Origin of the sequence: Klebsiella sp. GN_Kp190 (assembly GCF_040061795.1) — a bacterium.
Lineage (GTDB): Bacteria > Pseudomonadota > Gammaproteobacteria > Enterobacterales > Enterobacteriaceae > Klebsiella > Klebsiella michiganensis.
The window spans coordinates 1-16,822 of record NZ_JBEAFN010000037.1 but is presented as its reverse complement, the minus strand read 5'-3'; the positions used below and the strand labels follow the sequence as shown (position 1 = coordinate 16,822).

Genomic DNA, 16,822 nt, shown 5'->3' with positions numbered 1-16,822 from the left:
ACTAACGTCAGCCCCTGAGATTATAACGGGTCCACCTTCAGGCAGGAAACCGCATGGCGGAAACTGCCCTCCAGCACCGGTCGCGTCTTAGCGCATTCCGGCCCGGCAATCGGGCATCTGGTGCGGAATACGCATCCCGACGGCGGGTTAATCGGCGATGGCAATTCCCCCTCCAGAAGCTGGATCGTTTTATTCTTTTCCTTATCAGGGTCCGGAACCGGCACCGCCGACATCAGCGCTTTGGTATAGGGATGCAGCGGATTATGATACACCTCATCATAGGTGCCGAGCTCCACGGCATGGCCAAGATACATCACCAGCACGCGATCGGAGATATGCTTCACGACCGCCAGATCGTGGGCGATAAAAATCAGCGACAGTCCCATTTCCCGCTGCAGCTGCTGCAGCAGATTCACTACCTGCGCCTGAATCGACACGTCCAGCGCTGACACCGGCTCATCGCAGATAATGAGCTTCGGTTCAAGAATTAGCGCGCGGGCGATACCGATACGCTGGCACTGGCCGCCGGAGAATTCATGCGGATAGCGGTTAATCAGGTTCGGCAGCAGCCCCACTTTCATCATCATCGCCTTAACGCGATCGCGAACTTCCTGGCGCGGCATTTTGGGATGATAGGTGCGCAGCGGCTCGGCGATGATTTCCCCGATAGTCATGCGCGGGTTTAGCGACGCCAGCGGATCCTGAAAGATCATCTGAATATCGCTGCGTACGTCGCGCCACTCGTCGGCCTTCATCCCCAGCAAATCTCTACCTAACCAGGCGACTTTACCGTCGGTGGCCTTCACCAGACCGATGATGGCGCGCGCGAAGGTCGATTTTCCGCATCCGGACTCCCCGACCACGCCCAGCGTTTCCCCTTCATACAGACGCAGCGTTACGCCATCTACCGCTTTCAGCGTTTTCGACGGCTGCCAGAACCACTGTTTGCCGTCTTTAATATCAAAGTGTACTTTCAGATCGGCGATTTCGAGCAGGACTTTTCTTTGTTCCGTTACGGCGTTCATAGCAAATCCCCCACCGGTTGAAAGCAGGCGCGCAGGCGGCCCGGCGCAAACTCCTCCAGAGGCGGAGCGCTGTTGCAAATCTCCATCGCGTGCGGGCAACGCGGCTGGAATGGACAGCCTTTCGGCAGACGCAGCAGGTTCGGCGGGTTGCCCGGAATCGTTAACAGGGCGTCGCCTTCTGCGTCCAGGCGCGGGACCGCATTGAGCAGGCCAATAGAATAAGGATGAGAGGGATGGTAGAAGACGTCGCGCGCCTGACCATATTCCATCGTGCGTCCGGCGTACATCACCAGCACCTTATCGCAGATCCCGGCGACGACGCCGAGATCGTGGGTAATCATAATGATCGCCGTATTGAACTCGCGCTTGAGCTCATTAAGCAATGTCATTATTTGCGCCTGCACGGTTACGTCCAGCGCCGTTGTCGGCTCATCGGCAATCAGCAGCTTAGGCCGGCACAGCAGCGCCATCGCAATCATGACGCGCTGGCGCATCCCGCCGGAAAACTCGTGCGGATACATTTTCATCCGTTTGCGCGCCTCGGGCATTTTGACCGCATCCAGCATTTTCACCGACTCTTCAAAGGCTTCGGCTTTGCTCAGCGCTTTATGCAGCATCAGGACTTCCATCAGCTGTTCGCCTACCCGCATATACGGATTAAGCGACGTCATCGGGTCCTGAAAAATCATTGAGATCTGCTCGGCGCGCAGCTTATTCAGCTCGCGCTCCGGGAGGTTAAGGATCTGCTTCCCGTTAAAGGTCGCTGACCCCCCAATACGGCCGTTGGCGGCCAGCAGGCCCATCAGCGCAAAAGCGGTTTGCGACTTACCGGAACCGGACTCGCCTACGATGCCTAAGGTTTCCCCGGCCCGTAGATTAAAATTGAGATCGTTGACCGCAGTCACATCACCATCGGGAGTCGCAAAGGTGACGCGGAGATCTTTCACATCCAGAAGCAATCCGGATTGTTGTGCTGCCTGCGGCGCTTTCGCCGTTTCCATCGTACTCATGTCGGCGCTCCTTAGCGGTCTTTCGGGTCGAGGGCATCACGCAGGCCATCGCCGATAAAGTTAAAACAAAACAGCGTTACCACCAGAAAACCGGCAGGAAACAGCAGCAGCCACGGCGACACTTCCATTGAGTTCGCGCCATCGCTGAGCAGCGCGCCCCAGCTACTTAACGGCTCCTGGGTACCCAGGCCGAGGAAGCTTAAGAAGGATTCAAACAGAATCATGCTCGGGACCAGCAGGGAGGCGTACACCACGACCACGCCAAGCACGTTAGGCACGATATGGCGGATAACGATATTGCCGGTTGAAACGCCGCCGACCTGCGCGGCTTCAATAAACTCTTTTCGCTTCAGGCTTAGGGTCTGACCGCGAACGATACGCGCCATATCCAGCCAGGAGACCATCCCAATGGCAACGAAAATCAGCAGGATATTCTGGCCAAAGAAGGTCACCAGCAGGATGACGAAGAACATAAACGGAAAGGAGTTGAGGATTTCCAGCAGGCGCATCATCACTGAATCCACCTTGCCGCCCAGATAGCCGGAAAGCGACCCGTAAAGCGTCCCCAGAATCACCGCCACCAGCGCTGCAGCCACGCCGACCATCAGCGAGATACGTCCGCCGATCGCCACCCGCACCAGCAGGTCGCGACCCGAAGAGTCGGTCCCAAAGTAGTGTCCGGACTCCATATCCGGGGCGCTGGACATCATGCCCCAGTCGGTATCGTAATAGGAAAACTGCGATACCATCGGCGCGATGGTGACAAAGAGCGCAATGATCACCAGCACAATCAGGCTGGCAACCGCAGCACGGTTATGCATAAAGCGGCGGCGGGCGTCCTGCCAGAGGCTGCGCCCCTCGACTTCCAGCTTTTCACTGAAGTTTTCCAGCGCCTCGTTGTTTTTCTTACTTAACATCATGGCGAACCCCAGCGTTAGTAACGGATCTTCGGATCGATAACGGCATACAGCACGTCAACAATCGCATTAAAAAGAATGGTCAATGCGCCAACCAGAATGGTCAGACTAAGTACCAGCGAGTAGTCGCGGTTCAGCGCGCCGTTGACGAACAGTTGACCAATTCCCGGCAGGCCATAAATGGTTTCAATGACCATCGAGCCGGTAATAATGCCGACAAACGCGGGTCCCATATAGGAGAGCACCGGCAGCAGCGCGGGCTTTAACGCGTGACGCAGAATAATGCGGCGCATCGGTAAGCCTTTTGCCCGGGCGGTGCGAATGAAGTTAGAGTGCAGCACTTCGATCATCGAGCCGCGGGTAATACGCGCGATACTGGCGATATAGGCCAGGGACAGAGCCACCATAGGCAAAATCATATATTGCAGCGCCCCGCCGTTCCATCCGCCGCCCGGCAGCCAGTGCAGCGTAATGGCAAATATCATGACCAGTAAGGGCGCGACCACGAAACTCGGTATCACAACCCCGGTCATTGCCACCCCCATTACGGCAAAGTCCCATTTCGTATTTTGCTTCAATGCCGCAATCACCCCGGCACTCACGCCAAGCACCACCGCGAGAAAAAACGCGGCGAAGCCTAATTTGGCGGACACCGGGAAGCTGGACGCCACCAGATCGTTGACCGAGTAATCTTTATATTTAAAGGAAGGACCGAAATCACCGTGCGCCAGCTGCTTCAGATAATTGAAGTACTGGGTCATGATGGGGTCATTTAAATGGTATTTTGCTTCAATATTCGCCATGACTTCTGGCGGCAGCGTGCGTTCACCGGTAAAGGGGCTTCCGGGCGCAAGACGCATCATGAAGAAAGAGATAGTAATAAGAATAAATAGCGTCGGAATCGCTTCCAGACAGCGACGTAAGATAAATTTTAACATTGCCCGTACCTTCTGGCGTGTGCCTTCAATAGTGCGATGAAATAAGACACCGTGAGGCAAGCGGTAACGCCTGCCCCACGTATTGCCATTAGTGCTTCACAATGTACATATTTCTTGTATACGTATTATCCAGCGGATCTTTGCCGGTATAGCCACCGACCCACGGTTTAACCAAACGGGCGTTGACATAATAGAAGACCGGTACGATGACGGAGTCTTTATCCAGCTGCTGCTCAGATTGCGCGTAAAGGTCCGCGCGTTTCGCGTCATCGCTGGTTTTCAGCGTTTCAGCGATAATCTTGTCGAAAGCCGGGCTCTTATAATGCGAGGTATTGTTTGAGCTGTCGCTCAGCATCGTATTAAGGAAGGAGGTCGGTTCGTTGTAGTCCGCACACCAGCCGGCGCGCGCAACATCAAAGGTGCCCTGATGGCGATTATCGAGGAAGGTTTTCCATTCCTGATTTTCCAGCTTCACGTTTACGCCGAGGTTTTTCTTCCAGATAGACGCCACCGCGATAGCCAGTTTTTTGTGCAGATCGGACGTGTTATAGAGCAGATTGAAAGTCAGCGGCTTATCAGCGCTATAGCCAGCTTCGGTCAGCAATTTTTTCGCTTCTTCATTACGTTTTTCCTGCGACCACTTGAACCATTCAGGCTCAATCAGCTTCATGCCATCGGTGTACGGCGGCGTATAGCTGTAGGCTGGCAGGTCGCCCTGATTCTTCACTTTATTGACAATAATGTCGCGATCCAGCGCCATCTTCAGCGCAGTACGCACGCGAACGTCGGTAAATGGCGCTTTCTGGTTATTGATTTCGTAATAATAAGTGCACAGATACGGATCGACGTGAACTTCTTTCGGGATCTCTTTTTTCAGTTTCTGGAACAGTTCGATCGGCATGTTGTTATAGGTCATATCGATTTCGCCGCTGCGGTAGCGGTTGACGTCGGTGACTTCAGAAGAAATCGGCAGGAAGGTGACCTGATTAATCACGGTTTTGGCGTTATCCCAGTAGTTGGTATTACGCTCCAGAACAATGCGTTCGTTAACAACCCAATCTTTTAATTTATACGCACCATTGCTGACGATATTGGCCGGCTGGGTCCATTTGTCACCAAATTTCTCAATAGCGGATTTAGGTACGGGTGAAACGGATGGGTGAACGAGCAGTTTGTAGAAATACGGCACCGGCTCGCTGAGGGTCACTTCAAAGGTATGATCGTCCAGCGCTTTTACGCCCAGATCGGTCGCGGGTTTTTTCCCGGCGATAATGTCATCAACGTTGGCTAAATGGCCATACTGCAGATAGCTTGCATAAGGAGACGCGGTTTTCGGATCCGCCAGACGCTGCCAGCTATAAACGAAATCTTGTGCCGTGACCGGCGTGCCGTCGGACCACTTTGCATCTTTACGCAGATGGAAGGTCCAGACTTTAAAATCTTTGTTGTCCCATTTTTCCGCAACGCCCGCGACCGGATGGCCGTCCAGGTCGCTCACCAGCAGCCCTTCAAACAAATCGCGGTTAATATTGGACTCCGGCACGCCTTCAATTTTGTGCGGATCGAGAGACTGCACTTCGGAGCCATTGTTACGTACCAGCGTTTGTTTGTCCGCCAGCTGTACCCCTGCCGGTACATCTGCCGCAACGGCGGCGTTGATGGTCATTAACGCAGAGAGGACTCCTGCGGCAACCAGGCTTTTTTTCGTGATGATGGTCATGTGTTTGTTACTCCAATCATTATAATTACTGGCTATTTAACCAGCCTGTTTTCTCTTTTCTGGATTCTGAACAGTGCAGGAGTTTATGCTGCTGTCAGAGAGTACTGCTTGCTATCACCGACTTATTTATTACGACCGCTCAAACGGCAGTCTTGACGTCGATTCTTGCCCCCCTGTCCGGGGGCGATGTAGTCCCGATGGGCTATATAATAAAAATTCTCATTTGCGTACATATTCCGCTAAAGATCACGCCGGAAAGTACCAAAACGCTTTATTGTCCGCCAATGCAATTTGCAAATATGTTACCGGATTCTCTTTTGTGGCCTTCTGGCGGCGAATATTTATCACCCCTCGCGCATGCCAAAAATGATTAATATTCTATTTATCAATCAATTAGTATAAATGTCTCGCACTATGTGCCCTGCATCGCCGAATAGATGCTTTTTTGTACGAAAAATTAACAATCGCTTATTATTTAGCACATTCATCTGCTTCATGAGTGAAATTACTAATATCATTTCGATTATCAGACGGCAAGCACCAGAGAATGGTGTGAGGAAAATAACAGTGATTAATGTGGGTAAAAGGCCGCACTCGTGGCAAATGAAATGGATAACTTATTGATAATAAATAACAATATCAAAACATTAGAAAATAGTATTGCAGGTCGATAAATCACTTTTATTGATATGTTTTGCTGATAATGCGCAAACGCGGAACACGTTGTTCCGCGCGGCAACACAGGTTAATTCACAAGGCCAGGAAAGAGCGCCTTTATTCCGGTAACGATGAACTCGATGCCGAGAGCCATCAGCAACAGCCCCATAATACGGGTAATCACGTTAATGCCGGTTTGCCCAAGCAGGCGAACCAGCCAGGGGGCCATACGGAAAATGCCCCAGCAGCACAGCGCGAAAAGCGCAATCGCAACTGAAAATCCCACAAAATGGGCGATGCTATGGTAACGCGTGCCCCAGACAATGGTTGAACTGATGGCCCCGGGTCCCGCCATCAGGGGCAGCGCCAGCGGCACGACGCCGATACTTTCACGAATGGCCGTTTCTGATTTTTCTTGCTTGTTCTGTTTATCCTCGCCGAGCTTGCCGCTGATCATCGACATGGCGATGGTGACCACCAGAATCCCACCCGCAATACGGAAGGAGTCAATGGAAATACCGAAGATCTGGAGGATCGCATCGCCTAAAAACAGCGACGTGAGCAAGATGATGGCGACCGACAGGTTGGCTGTCAGATTGGTTTTATTACGCACCGCCGCCGTCTGGTAGCTGGTCATACTGATAAAAACCGGGATAATGCCAACCGGGTTTACCAGCGCAAATAGCCCAATGAAAAATTTAAAGTAGGCTGAAAAATCAAACAATGATTGAATCACAGGGTGCTCCGCAGCATCATTAAAAATGGCTGTTGACAGTTACCAGCATAAAATATCCGCGAGAAGATACGCTGTTTGAAAGCATAATTCATCCCTGTTGACGCATAAGTGCATAATTTAAGCTCGGATGTTAGTTATTTGTTTCTGCAATGCTATTTAAGTCTTTAATTAGCATACCGTATCATTACACTTGATCGAACAGGTCAAAAAATGAACTGCTGAAAGGTATCAGCTTGGCTGATTATTGATTTAGATCACATAAATTGTACTCAGAAGTGAGTAACCTTGTTTACACCCAGAAGAGGAGGCAAAGCAGCGGTACCTGAAAGAAAAAACAAAAGCTTTTTTAGTCAATCGGTGAAGTCAGAAGCACAAAATTCTTTACGTTAACATTTAAATGCAAGCCGTTAACACACTGTCTATACTGTCGAATCGAGCTACTGATTCACTAAAAAAGTTTAACATTATCAGGAGAGCATTATGGCTGTTACTAATGTCGCTGAACTTAACGCACTCGTCGAGCGCGTAAAAAAAGCCCAGCGTGAATATGCCAGTTTCACTCAAGAACAAGTAGACAAAATCTTCCGCGCCGCCGCTCTGGCCGCTGCAGATGCTCGAATCCCTCTCGCCAAGATGGCCGTTGCCGAATCCGGCATGGGCATCGTCGAAGATAAAGTGATCAAAAACCACTTTGCTTCCGAATACATTTATAACGCCTATAAAGATGAAAAGACCTGCGGCGTCCTGTCTGAAGATGACACCTTCGGTACCATCACCATCGCTGAGCCGATTGGTATTATCTGCGGTATCGTCCCGACCACTAACCCAACTTCAACCGCTATCTTTAAATCTCTGATTAGCCTGAAGACCCGTAACGCCATCATCTTCTCTCCGCATCCGCGTGCTAAAGATGCGACCAACAAAGCGGCTGATATCGTACTGCAGGCAGCTATCGCAGCCGGTGCGCCGAAAGATCTGATTGGTTGGATTGACCAGCCTTCCGTTGAACTGTCAAATGCGCTGATGCACCATCCGGATATCAACCTGATCCTTGCGACCGGCGGTCCGGGCATGGTTAAAGCGGCGTACAGCTCCGGTAAACCTGCCATCGGCGTAGGCGCAGGTAACACGCCTGTTGTTATCGATGAAACGGCTGATATCAAGCGTGCCGTTGCTTCCGTCCTGATGTCTAAAACCTTCGATAACGGCGTTATCTGTGCTTCTGAGCAATCCGTTGTGGTTGTGGATTCCGTATACGATGCCGTTCGCGAACGTTTCTCCAGCCACGGCGGCTATCTGCTGCAGGGCCAGGAGCTGAAGGCTGTTCAGAATATCATCCTGAAAAACGGCGCCCTGAACGCCGCGATCGTAGGTCAACCGGCGTATAAAATCGCTGAACTGGCCGGCTTCACCGTCCCTGTTTCCACCAAAATTCTGATTGGTGAAGTCACCGACGTTGATGAAAGCGAACCATTTGCCCACGAAAAACTGTCTCCGACGCTGGCAATGTACCGTGCGAAGAACTTCGAAGACGCGGTTGATAAAGCTGAAAAACTGGTGGCAATGGGCGGTATCGGTCATACCTCTTGCCTGTATACCGACCAGGACAACCAGCCAGAACGCGTTGCTTACTTCGGTCAGCTGATGAAAACCGCACGTATCCTGATCAACACCCCTGCTTCTCAGGGTGGTATCGGTGACCTGTATAACTTCAAACTCGCACCTTCCCTGACTCTGGGTTGTGGTTCATGGGGTGGTAACTCCATCTCTGAAAACGTTGGTCCTAAGCACCTGATCAACAAGAAAACCGTTGCTAAGCGAGCTGAAAACATGTTGTGGCACAAACTTCCGAAATCTATCTACTTCCGTCGTGGCTCACTGCCAATCGCGCTGGATGAAGTGATTACTGATGGTCACAAACGCGCGCTGATCGTGACCGACCGCTTCCTGTTCAACAACGGCTATGCTGACCAGATCACCTCTGTGCTGAAAGCGGCTGGCGTTGAAACTGAAGTTTTCTTTGAAGTAGAAGCTGACCCGACGCTGACCATCGTCCGTAAAGGCGCTGAGCTGGCGAACTCGTTCAAACCAGACGTGATTATCGCGCTGGGCGGCGGTTCCCCGATGGATGCGGCGAAAATCATGTGGGTTATGTACGAGCACCCGGAAACCCACTTCGAAGAACTGGCGCTGCGCTTTATGGATATCCGTAAACGTATCTACAAGTTCCCGAAAATGGGCGTGAAAGCCAAAATGGTCGCCATCACCACGACTTCCGGTACCGGTTCTGAAGTTACGCCGTTCGCCGTTGTTACCGATGACGCAACCGGTCAGAAATACCCGCTGGCAGACTATGCCCTGACTCCGGATATGGCGATTGTTGATGCCAACCTGGTCATGGAAATGCCGAAGTCACTGTGTGCTTTCGGTGGTCTGGATGCGGTGACTCATGCCCTGGAAGCTTACGTTTCCGTACTGGCTTCCGAGTTCTCTGACGGCCAGGCGCTGCAGGCTCTGAAACTGCTGAAAGAAAACCTGCCAGCGTCCTACCACGAAGGTTCTAAGAACCCGGTAGCGCGTGAGCGTGTGCACAGTGCTGCGACCATCGCCGGTATCGCGTTTGCGAACGCCTTCCTCGGGGTATGTCACTCAATGGCGCACAAGCTGGGCTCTCAGTTCCACATTCCTCACGGTCTGGCGAACGCCCTGCTGATCAGCAACGTTATTCGCTATAACGCGAACGACAACCCGACTAAACAGACAGCATTCAGCCAGTACGACCGCCCGCAGGCACGTCGTCGCTACGCTGAAATCGCGGACCATCTGGGTCTGACTGCACCGGGTGACCGCACCGCAGCGAAAATCGAAAAACTGCTTGGCTGGTTGGACGAAATCAAAGCTGAGCTGGGTATTCCTAAGTCTATCCGCGAAGCTGGCGTGCAGGAAGCTGACTTCCTGGCCCATGTTGACAAGCTGTCTGAAGACGCATTTGACGACCAGTGCACCGGCGCTAACCCGCGCTACCCGCTGATCGCCGAGCTGAAGCAGATTCTGCTGGATACCTTCTACGGACGTAATTACGTTGAAGGCGGCGTGGAAGAGAAAAAAGAAGCCGCGCCGGCTAAAGCTGAGAAGAAAGCGAAAAAATCCGCTTAATTCCACAGCCGTAAAGTCAGTAACGCTGAGCCCCATCTTTTGATGGGGCTTTTTTGTCTCTGTCGTTCAGCAGCCGACAAAACGCCTCAGACAGCCGAAACGTATAATCATGTGCAAAGGCTTAGTAAATGAAAAAAGGCGCTGTAAAAGCGCCTGAGACGATTTAAAGGGTGGGTATTAGCAGCTGCGCTGTTTGTTCTGCACCGCGGTCAGAGAGCCTTCGCTCAGCGCCTCTTTATAATGTTTACGGCATACGGATACATAGCGCTCATTGCCGCCAATCACCACCTGTTCCCCCTCATTGTACGGCCTACCTTCCTGATCGAGGCGCAAAACCATACTCGCCTTACGGCCGCAGAAACAGATAGTTTTTAATTCAACCAGCTTATCGGACCACGCGAGCAAATATTGACTGCCCGTAAATAGTTCGCCGCGAAAATCTGTCCGCAATCCATAGCACAATACGGGAATATCGAGCTGGTCCACCACCTCAGACAGCTCGCGCACCTGTTCCCGCGTTAAGAACTGGCTCTCATCAACTAATACGCAGTGGATGGGTTGACGCTTATGTTCGTCTGCAATGTCGGCAAATAAGGCAGTTTGGGTATTATACAACCGCGCCGGCGATGAGAGACCGATCCTTGAACTCACTTTCCCGGAACCAAAGCGGTCATCAATCTCTGCCGTATAAACCACCGTGCGCATCCCTCGCTCCTGGTAATTGTATGATGACTGCAACAGAGCGGTGGACTTGCCTGCATTCATTGCTGAATAGTAGAAATAAAGTTGTGCCATCGGCCGCGTAACCCCAATCAATGTGTTTTTTAGCAGTAAAATTGTATCATATATTCACGCGCTATCAGCCCTCGCCGTGTGGGTATTGTCGGGAACGCTCACTCGGCGGAGACCTGAAAGATTAAGCCTGTTAATTGAATGGTAATGCCTGCTATTCGTACGACCCAGGCGGCCACGCAGGCGCCACTATTGCCCTTTTGTGCTTATCTGCCATTTTTCGGATAGCTATAACCACCCTGGACAAGTGTTTTATATTAAACATCATCGTCGCTGCTGCGCTAATACCCACAATGATATTTATCCATGCAAAGTATAATTTTTCCCACCGCGCATCGGAAAAAGCATACTATCTCAGGGTTTTAGCTTATCCTCTCCATCATCCTATAAGCGAAAAAGATGTGAACCCGCACATAAAATTTAAGTTAAATGAATTAATTCCCGAGACAAATAACAAGTTATTTTGACTTCCTTACATTCTCCCCTATTGCACATCTGAATTTATCGCTCTATTATTAGTCCAACAAACCACCCCACAATATAAGTTTGAGATTACTACAATGAGCGAAGCACTTAAAATTTTGAACAACATCCGTACTCTTCGTGCGCAGGCAAGAGAATGCACCCTTGAAACGCTCGAAGAAATGCTGGAAAAATTAGAAGTTGTCGTTAACGAACGTCGCGAAGAAGAAAGCGCTGCGGCTGCGGAAATTGAAGAACGCACTCGTAAACTGCAGCAATACCGTGAAATGCTGATCGCTGACGGTATTGATCCTAATGAACTGCTGAGCACCATGGCGGCAGTTAAAGCGGGAACTAAAACCAAGCGCGCTGCACGTCCGGCTAAATACAGCTACGTTGACGAAAATGGCGAAACTAAAACCTGGACTGGTCAGGGTCGTACTCCGGCAGTGATCAAGAAAGCGATGGATGAGCAAGGTAAATCCCTGGACGATTTCCTGCTGTAATAAGCCATCCTGTTCGTTTAAAAATCCCGCTGCGGCGGGATTTTTTTTATCCGTTATTCGGGACCGGTTCCGGGCGGGCATAAAAAAACCGGGAAACGAATCTCGCTCCCGGTTTCGCATTCTGCCGCGAACGATTACTTCGCTACGGCTTTATCCAGCCAGGCTTTAAATTCAGCGCCCAGGGACTTGTGGCGTACGCCATATTCAACAAAAGCCTGCATATAACCCAGCTTATTACCGCAGTCGTGGCTCTTGCCTTTCATATGATAGGCTTCTACCGTTTCTTTTTCGATCAGCATATCGATAGCGTCGGTCAGCTGAATCTCATCGCCGGCTCCCGGAGGGGTTTTCGCCAGCAGTGGCCAAATATCCGCGCTCAGCACGTAACGACCGACAACCGCCAGATTAGAAGGCGCTACGTCCGCTTTCGGTTTCTCGACGACACCAACCATCGGTACGCTCTCACCCGGCTGCAGGGCCAGGCCCTTGCAATCGACAACGCCGTATGCGGTAACGTCAGCAACCGGTTCAACCATGATCTGGCTTGCGCCGGTCTCATCGAAACGAGCGATCATTTCGGCCAGGTTGTCGCGAGACAGATCGGATTCATATTCATCAAGGATAACGTCCGGTAAAATAACCGCGACCGGCTCATCACCCACTACCGGGTGCGCGCAAAGCACAGCGTGGCCCAGACCTTTAGCCAGCCCCTGACGGACTTGCATAATAGTCACGTGCGGCGGACAAATAGATTGGACTTCTTCCAGCAGCTGGCGTTTTACGCGTTTTTCCAGCATCGCTTCCAGTTCAAAACTGGTATCGAAATGGTTTTCAATCGAGTTTTTCGAAGAGTGCGTAACCAGAACAATTTCAGTAATCCCGGCGGCAATACATTCGTTAACAACATATTGAATTAATGGCTTATCTACCAGCGGCAGCATTTCTTTCGGAATAGCCTTAGTAGCGGGCAACATCCTGGTGCCTAATCCCGCAACCGGGATGACAGCTTTTCTTACTTTTGAATTAAGCGCAGCCATTGAAATCTCCTGGACTGTTCGTTTTTTAAACTTCTCGTTAATAATATGGTATCGAGTATATCAGCCTGCTCAGTCAAAGCTGTTCCGAAAAGGATTAGATATCTTCGAATTAGGAATTTTACGCATTAAACCCGGCGATAGTACCACCACAAAAGATCGCGTGGTAATCCCACGAGCCTAAAAATAAGCACAATTGTTCACTCCGTGGTCAACATCAGGCGTAAACGTCCGCCAGCCCCCCAAATTTGGCACTGCCATGATGCGCAGCGTTGACTAATTTGGTTGAGGTATGCATTACCTAAAGTGCCTAACGGAACGCCATTACTAATCTGAATTTGATGTTCTCCCGTATTCAAGGTGCCATTCAAACCCGCGGAGACTAAAATTAAATTCTTCAAGCCGCTGTGGTAATACCCTACCAATAATGGGAATTGCCCGGGTAAGTTTGCCTGCCGCAGCAATTGGTTAACCTGTTTTAGCAGACTGCCCATCTCCGGCAAACGCTGCCCCTGATGAGCGAGCTGCTCCTGCAGTAGCCCATTAAACAGCGCGCGCAGCAATAGGGCCGCCAGAACGCCATTATCACCTGCTCGTGTGACATCCAGACAATAAAACGCCAGATCGTTTTCTGATAGCGGCGCAATATCGAGCACGAGCCCTGGCTTATCGACAGAGACAAGCTGGCGATAGTGAATACGGCAACGCGACATCTCCTGCTGCACCGGCGGCTGGAGCTCCTGAAGCAGCCTCGACGCCGCGCTAGGATCGCTTACCAGCGCATCCCAGTCCTCAAACAGGCGCTCTTCTTCTTCGACACGCGAATTAAACATATTGGGATAGAGGCAGGCATACACGGTTTCTCGCAGGCGATCGAAATCCTTAACCGGTTTGAGCAGGATATCCTGAACGCCCAGGCGCAACGCTTTGGCGATGTCCGCCATGTTTTCCGTCGCTGAAATCATCAGAATCGGCAACTGCTCGCCCTGGTTACGCACATGTTCTACCAGCTGCAGGCCGTTCATTCGCGGCATGGAGATATCGCAAATCATCAAATCAGGTTTTGACTCCGCCATTTTTTGCAGTGCATCTATACCATCTTCCGCCTGTACGATGGTCGCACCAAGTGAAGCTAACCAGGTGTGCATAAGAGAGCGGAAAACGGGTTCGTCTTCAACTATCAGAATCTGTTTTCCCGCCAATGGCTGCGTCATGATCTCTCCCCTGACTGACGATAATTTAATAGTGGCATGATATTCACGCTACCGCCTGTCAGAATTTACTTAAGTATGCATCAAATGCGCTCCACGGGGGTACGCACTAAAGGTAATAGTTCATCCATTTTCTTTTCCACTGCCAGATGTCCGGCGGCGATAGCTTCGCCGGCCCGGTGGAAATCAAGCGTGGAGATTTGCGGGCAAAAGGGCTGAATCAGGATATCAGGCGGGTCGCCCGCCATACGATTTCGCTTGAGGCGATTCTCCAGAACCTGAATTGACGTCGACATGATTTCCATCGCCGTTGGCGCCCTCGTCGCCCGACGTGACGTCATACGCGCCAGGCGCGTGCGCAGCCGTGAATGCCACGAAAAATCTTCCTCGCTCTCCGGACGAGGCACCTCCATTGACAGCAAATCCTGCTGCATCAGATGCGCATCGTGCTGCAAATCAACGGCAATGACGATATCCGCGCCCATGGCGCGAGCCAGAGACACCGGCACGGGGTTAACCACCGCGCCATCCACCAGCCAGTAGCCATTATGCATCACCGGCGCCATCAAACCCGGCATACTGCAGGACGCACGGATCGCCAGATGCAGATCCCCTTCCGTAAACCACAGTTCACGACCGGTGCTTAAATTCGTTGTGACCGCCGCGAACGGACGTTCGCAGCGCTCGATCTCGCTGACGGGCATGAGTTTGCGGTATTGACTAAACACGCGCTCCCCCCGCAGCAGGCCACCCCGTTGCCAGGAGAGATCCATTAACTTCAGTACGTCCCAGTTACTAAAGGAGCATACCCATTTCTCCAGGGCCGGAAGCCGATTGCAGGCGTACGCCGCTCCGACCAGCGAGCCAATGGAGCACCCTGCGATAACATCGACGTCGATACCCGTCCGCCGTAAGGCATTAATCACGCCGATATGCGACCACCCGCGAGCGGCGCCAGCCCCTAACGCCAGGCCAATTTTAAGCTTTCTCATGAGTACCGAAACATATCCTTCCCCTCCGGGCATGGCATCATCGCCATACCTCAGTTAACATAATGCGCTTTGGCGGCGTAGCGCCGTCTTTCTTTTTCCTGTGGAGGCCGTTTTGTCGCCATTATGCCCCTGTGGCAGCGCTCTGGAGTATAGCTCATGTTGTCAGCCTTATCTGGCTGGCGCGCAGCTGGCGCCAGATCCGTCACAGCTGATGCGCTCCCGCTATAGCGCGTTTGTTATGAAAGACGCCGACTATCTGATTAAAACCTGGCACCCCTCCTGTCAAGCGCAGCAGTTTCGCGCAGACCTGGAAAACGGTTTTACCCGCACACAGTGGCAGGGTCTCACCGTCTTTGCCGCCGAGACGGGCAAGAACCCGGATGAAGGCTTTGTCAGCTTTATCGCTCGTTACGCTGACGATAACCGCTCCGGAGCCATTATTGAACGATCCCGATTCTTAAAAGAAAACGGACAGTGGTATTATATTGACGGCACGCGACCGCTAATCGGTCGTAACGATCCCTGCCCTTGCGGTTCAGGTAAAAAATTTAAAAAATGCTGCGGTCAGTAAGCCAGCAGCAGAAATAGCAAACACTACAGGATTTTCCCCGCGATGCATTCACAACAACGTAAAGTACTGCGCACTATTTGCCCTGATCAGAAAGGCCTCATCGCGCGTATCACTAATATCTGCTACAAGCACGAACTGAATATCGTGCAGAACAATGAGTTTGTTGACCACCGAACCGGCCGCTTCTTTATGCGCACCGAGCTCGAGGGTATTTTCAATGATTCAATCCTGCTGGCAGACCTCGACAGCGCGCTGCCGGAAGGTTCAATTCGTGAACTCAATCCAGCAGGGCGCCGCAGGGTCGTCATTCTGGTCACCAAAGAGGCGCACTGCCTCGGCGATCTGCTGATGAAAGCTAACTACGGCGGCCTGGACGTAGAAATCGCCGCCGTCATCGGCAATCACGAAACGCTGCGCTCGCTGGTTGAACGGTTTGATATCCCCTTCCAGCTGGTGAGCCATGAGGGTTTAACTCGCGAAGAGCATGATAAACAGATGGGCGACGCGATCGCCGCCCTTGAGCCGGATTACGTTGTGCTGGCGAAATACATGCGGGTGTTGACCCCAGAGTTTGTCTCTCGTTTCCCGAATAAAATTATTAATATTCATCACTCATTCCTGCCGGCTTTTATCGGCGCGCGTCCGTATCACCAGGCCTATGACCGCGGGGTGAAGATTATTGGCGCCACCGCACACTACGTGAACGATAATCTGGATGAAGGCCCAATCATTATGCAGGACGTCATTCACGTCGATCATACCTACACCGCGGAAGATATGATGCGCGCTGGCCGCGACGTCGAAAAAAACGTTCTGAGCCGCGCGCTGTATCAGGTTCTTGCTCAGCGGGTATTTGTTTACGGTAACCGGACGATTATTCTTTAATCTCAGGGAAATGAATTGATTAGCTTTGCACCTTTACGGATAAAAAGCAGGCAAACAGCTTCATTTCCCTAAAGGAATGCTTTACAGGGGCGTCTCATTTGATATGATGCGCCCCGCTTCCAGCAGGAAGCAGGCCAGTAAATAGCATTACCCCGTGGTGGGGTTCCCGAGCGGCCAAAGGGAGCAGACTGTAAATCTGCCGTCATCGAC

At 51.6% G+C, this 16,822-nt stretch carries 14 protein-coding genes; 4 read left to right on the top strand and 10 right to left on the bottom strand.

Annotated features, from left to right (window positions below):
- Positions 1–20 precede the first annotated feature (20 nt).
- The 6 genes from oppF to ABLU67_RS21975 all read right to left on the bottom strand — a co-directional run bounded on the left by oppF (position 21) and on the right by ABLU67_RS21975 (position 7,003).
- A complete protein-coding gene (gene oppF / locus ABLU67_RS22000; RefSeq protein WP_004851821.1) occupies positions 21–1,025 on the bottom strand; it encodes a murein tripeptide/oligopeptide ABC transporter ATP-binding protein OppF in 1,005 nt (334 codons plus the stop codon).
- Positions 1,022–2,035, bottom strand: a complete 1,014-nt coding sequence (locus tag ABLU67_RS21995) for an ABC transporter ATP-binding protein (RefSeq protein WP_004851823.1) — start codon at positions 2,033–2,035, stop codon at positions 1,022–1,024. Before ABLU67_RS21995 ends, oppF begins: the two co-directional genes overlap by 4 nt.
- Positions 2,036–2,046: 11 nt before the next feature.
- Entirely contained in the window at positions 2,047–2,955 is a 909-nt protein-coding gene (gene oppC, locus ABLU67_RS21990; RefSeq protein ID WP_004121697.1) for an oligopeptide ABC transporter permease OppC, read from the bottom strand.
- A 14-nt stretch (positions 2,956–2,969) separates the two neighbouring features.
- On the bottom strand, positions 2,970–3,890 hold the full coding sequence (gene oppB / locus ABLU67_RS21985) for an oligopeptide ABC transporter permease OppB (protein ID WP_004851825.1): 921 nt from the start codon (positions 3,888–3,890) through the stop codon (positions 2,970–2,972).
- 88 nt (positions 3,891–3,978) lie between these two features.
- Positions 3,979–5,610, bottom strand: coding sequence for an oligopeptide ABC transporter substrate-binding protein OppA (oppA, locus tag ABLU67_RS21980; protein ID WP_025108232.1), 1,632 nt, complete (start codon positions 5,608–5,610; stop codon positions 3,979–3,981).
- A 745-nt stretch (positions 5,611–6,355) separates the two neighbouring features.
- The gene (locus ABLU67_RS21975; protein WP_004851832.1) at positions 6,356–7,003 is read right to left on the bottom strand and encodes a YchE family NAAT transporter; all 648 of its coding nucleotides are present in this window, start codon (positions 7,001–7,003) and stop codon (positions 6,356–6,358) included.
- 480 nt (positions 7,004–7,483) lie between these two features.
- Between ABLU67_RS21975 and adhE the strand changes: the two genes are divergently transcribed.
- Entirely contained in the window at positions 7,484–10,159 is a 2,676-nt protein-coding gene (gene adhE, locus ABLU67_RS21970) for a bifunctional acetaldehyde-CoA/alcohol dehydrogenase (protein ID WP_004132197.1), read from the top strand.
- A 177-nt stretch (positions 10,160–10,336) separates the two neighbouring features.
- Here adhE and tdk read toward each other — a convergent pair whose 3' ends face one another.
- Complete coding sequence (tdk, locus tag ABLU67_RS21965) at positions 10,337–10,954, bottom strand: thymidine kinase (protein WP_014229739.1); 618 nt, start codon at positions 10,952–10,954, stop codon at positions 10,337–10,339.
- Between the two features lie 557 nt (positions 10,955–11,511).
- On the opposite strand from tdk, the gene hns reads away from it, so the two are divergent.
- Positions 11,512–11,919, top strand: coding sequence for a histone-like nucleoid-structuring protein H-NS (gene hns / locus ABLU67_RS21960; protein WP_004121719.1), 408 nt, complete (start codon positions 11,512–11,514; stop codon positions 11,917–11,919).
- A gap of 134 nt (positions 11,920–12,053) precedes the next feature.
- Here hns and galU read toward each other — a convergent pair whose 3' ends face one another.
- From galU to rssA, 3 genes are all read right to left on the bottom strand, one after another.
- A complete protein-coding gene (gene galU / locus ABLU67_RS21955) occupies positions 12,054–12,956 on the bottom strand; it encodes a UTP--glucose-1-phosphate uridylyltransferase GalU (RefSeq protein ID WP_004851836.1) in 903 nt (300 codons plus the stop codon).
- Positions 12,957–13,153: 197 nt separating this feature from the next.
- On the bottom strand, positions 13,154–14,167 hold the full coding sequence (gene rssB, locus ABLU67_RS21950; protein WP_025108235.1) for a two-component system response regulator RssB: 1,014 nt from the start codon (positions 14,165–14,167) through the stop codon (positions 13,154–13,156).
- 80 nt (positions 14,168–14,247) lie between these two features.
- Positions 14,248–15,156, bottom strand: a complete 909-nt coding sequence (gene rssA / locus ABLU67_RS21945; RefSeq protein ID WP_025108236.1) for a patatin-like phospholipase RssA — start codon at positions 15,154–15,156, stop codon at positions 14,248–14,250.
- Between the two features lie 112 nt (positions 15,157–15,268).
- Here rssA and ABLU67_RS21940 point away from each other — a divergent pair, with 112 nt between their 5' ends.
- Both ABLU67_RS21940 and purU read left to right on the top strand, forming a co-directional pair.
- The gene (locus ABLU67_RS21940) at positions 15,269–15,727 is read left to right on the top strand and encodes a YchJ family protein (protein ID WP_014229741.1); all 459 of its coding nucleotides are present in this window, start codon (positions 15,269–15,271) and stop codon (positions 15,725–15,727) included.
- A 42-nt stretch (positions 15,728–15,769) separates the two neighbouring features.
- Positions 15,770–16,612: a formyltetrahydrofolate deformylase gene (purU, locus tag ABLU67_RS21935; RefSeq protein ID WP_004121732.1), complete on the top strand. Its 843-nt coding sequence runs from the start codon at positions 15,770–15,772 to the stop codon at positions 16,610–16,612.
- Positions 16,613–16,822 lie beyond the last annotated feature (210 nt).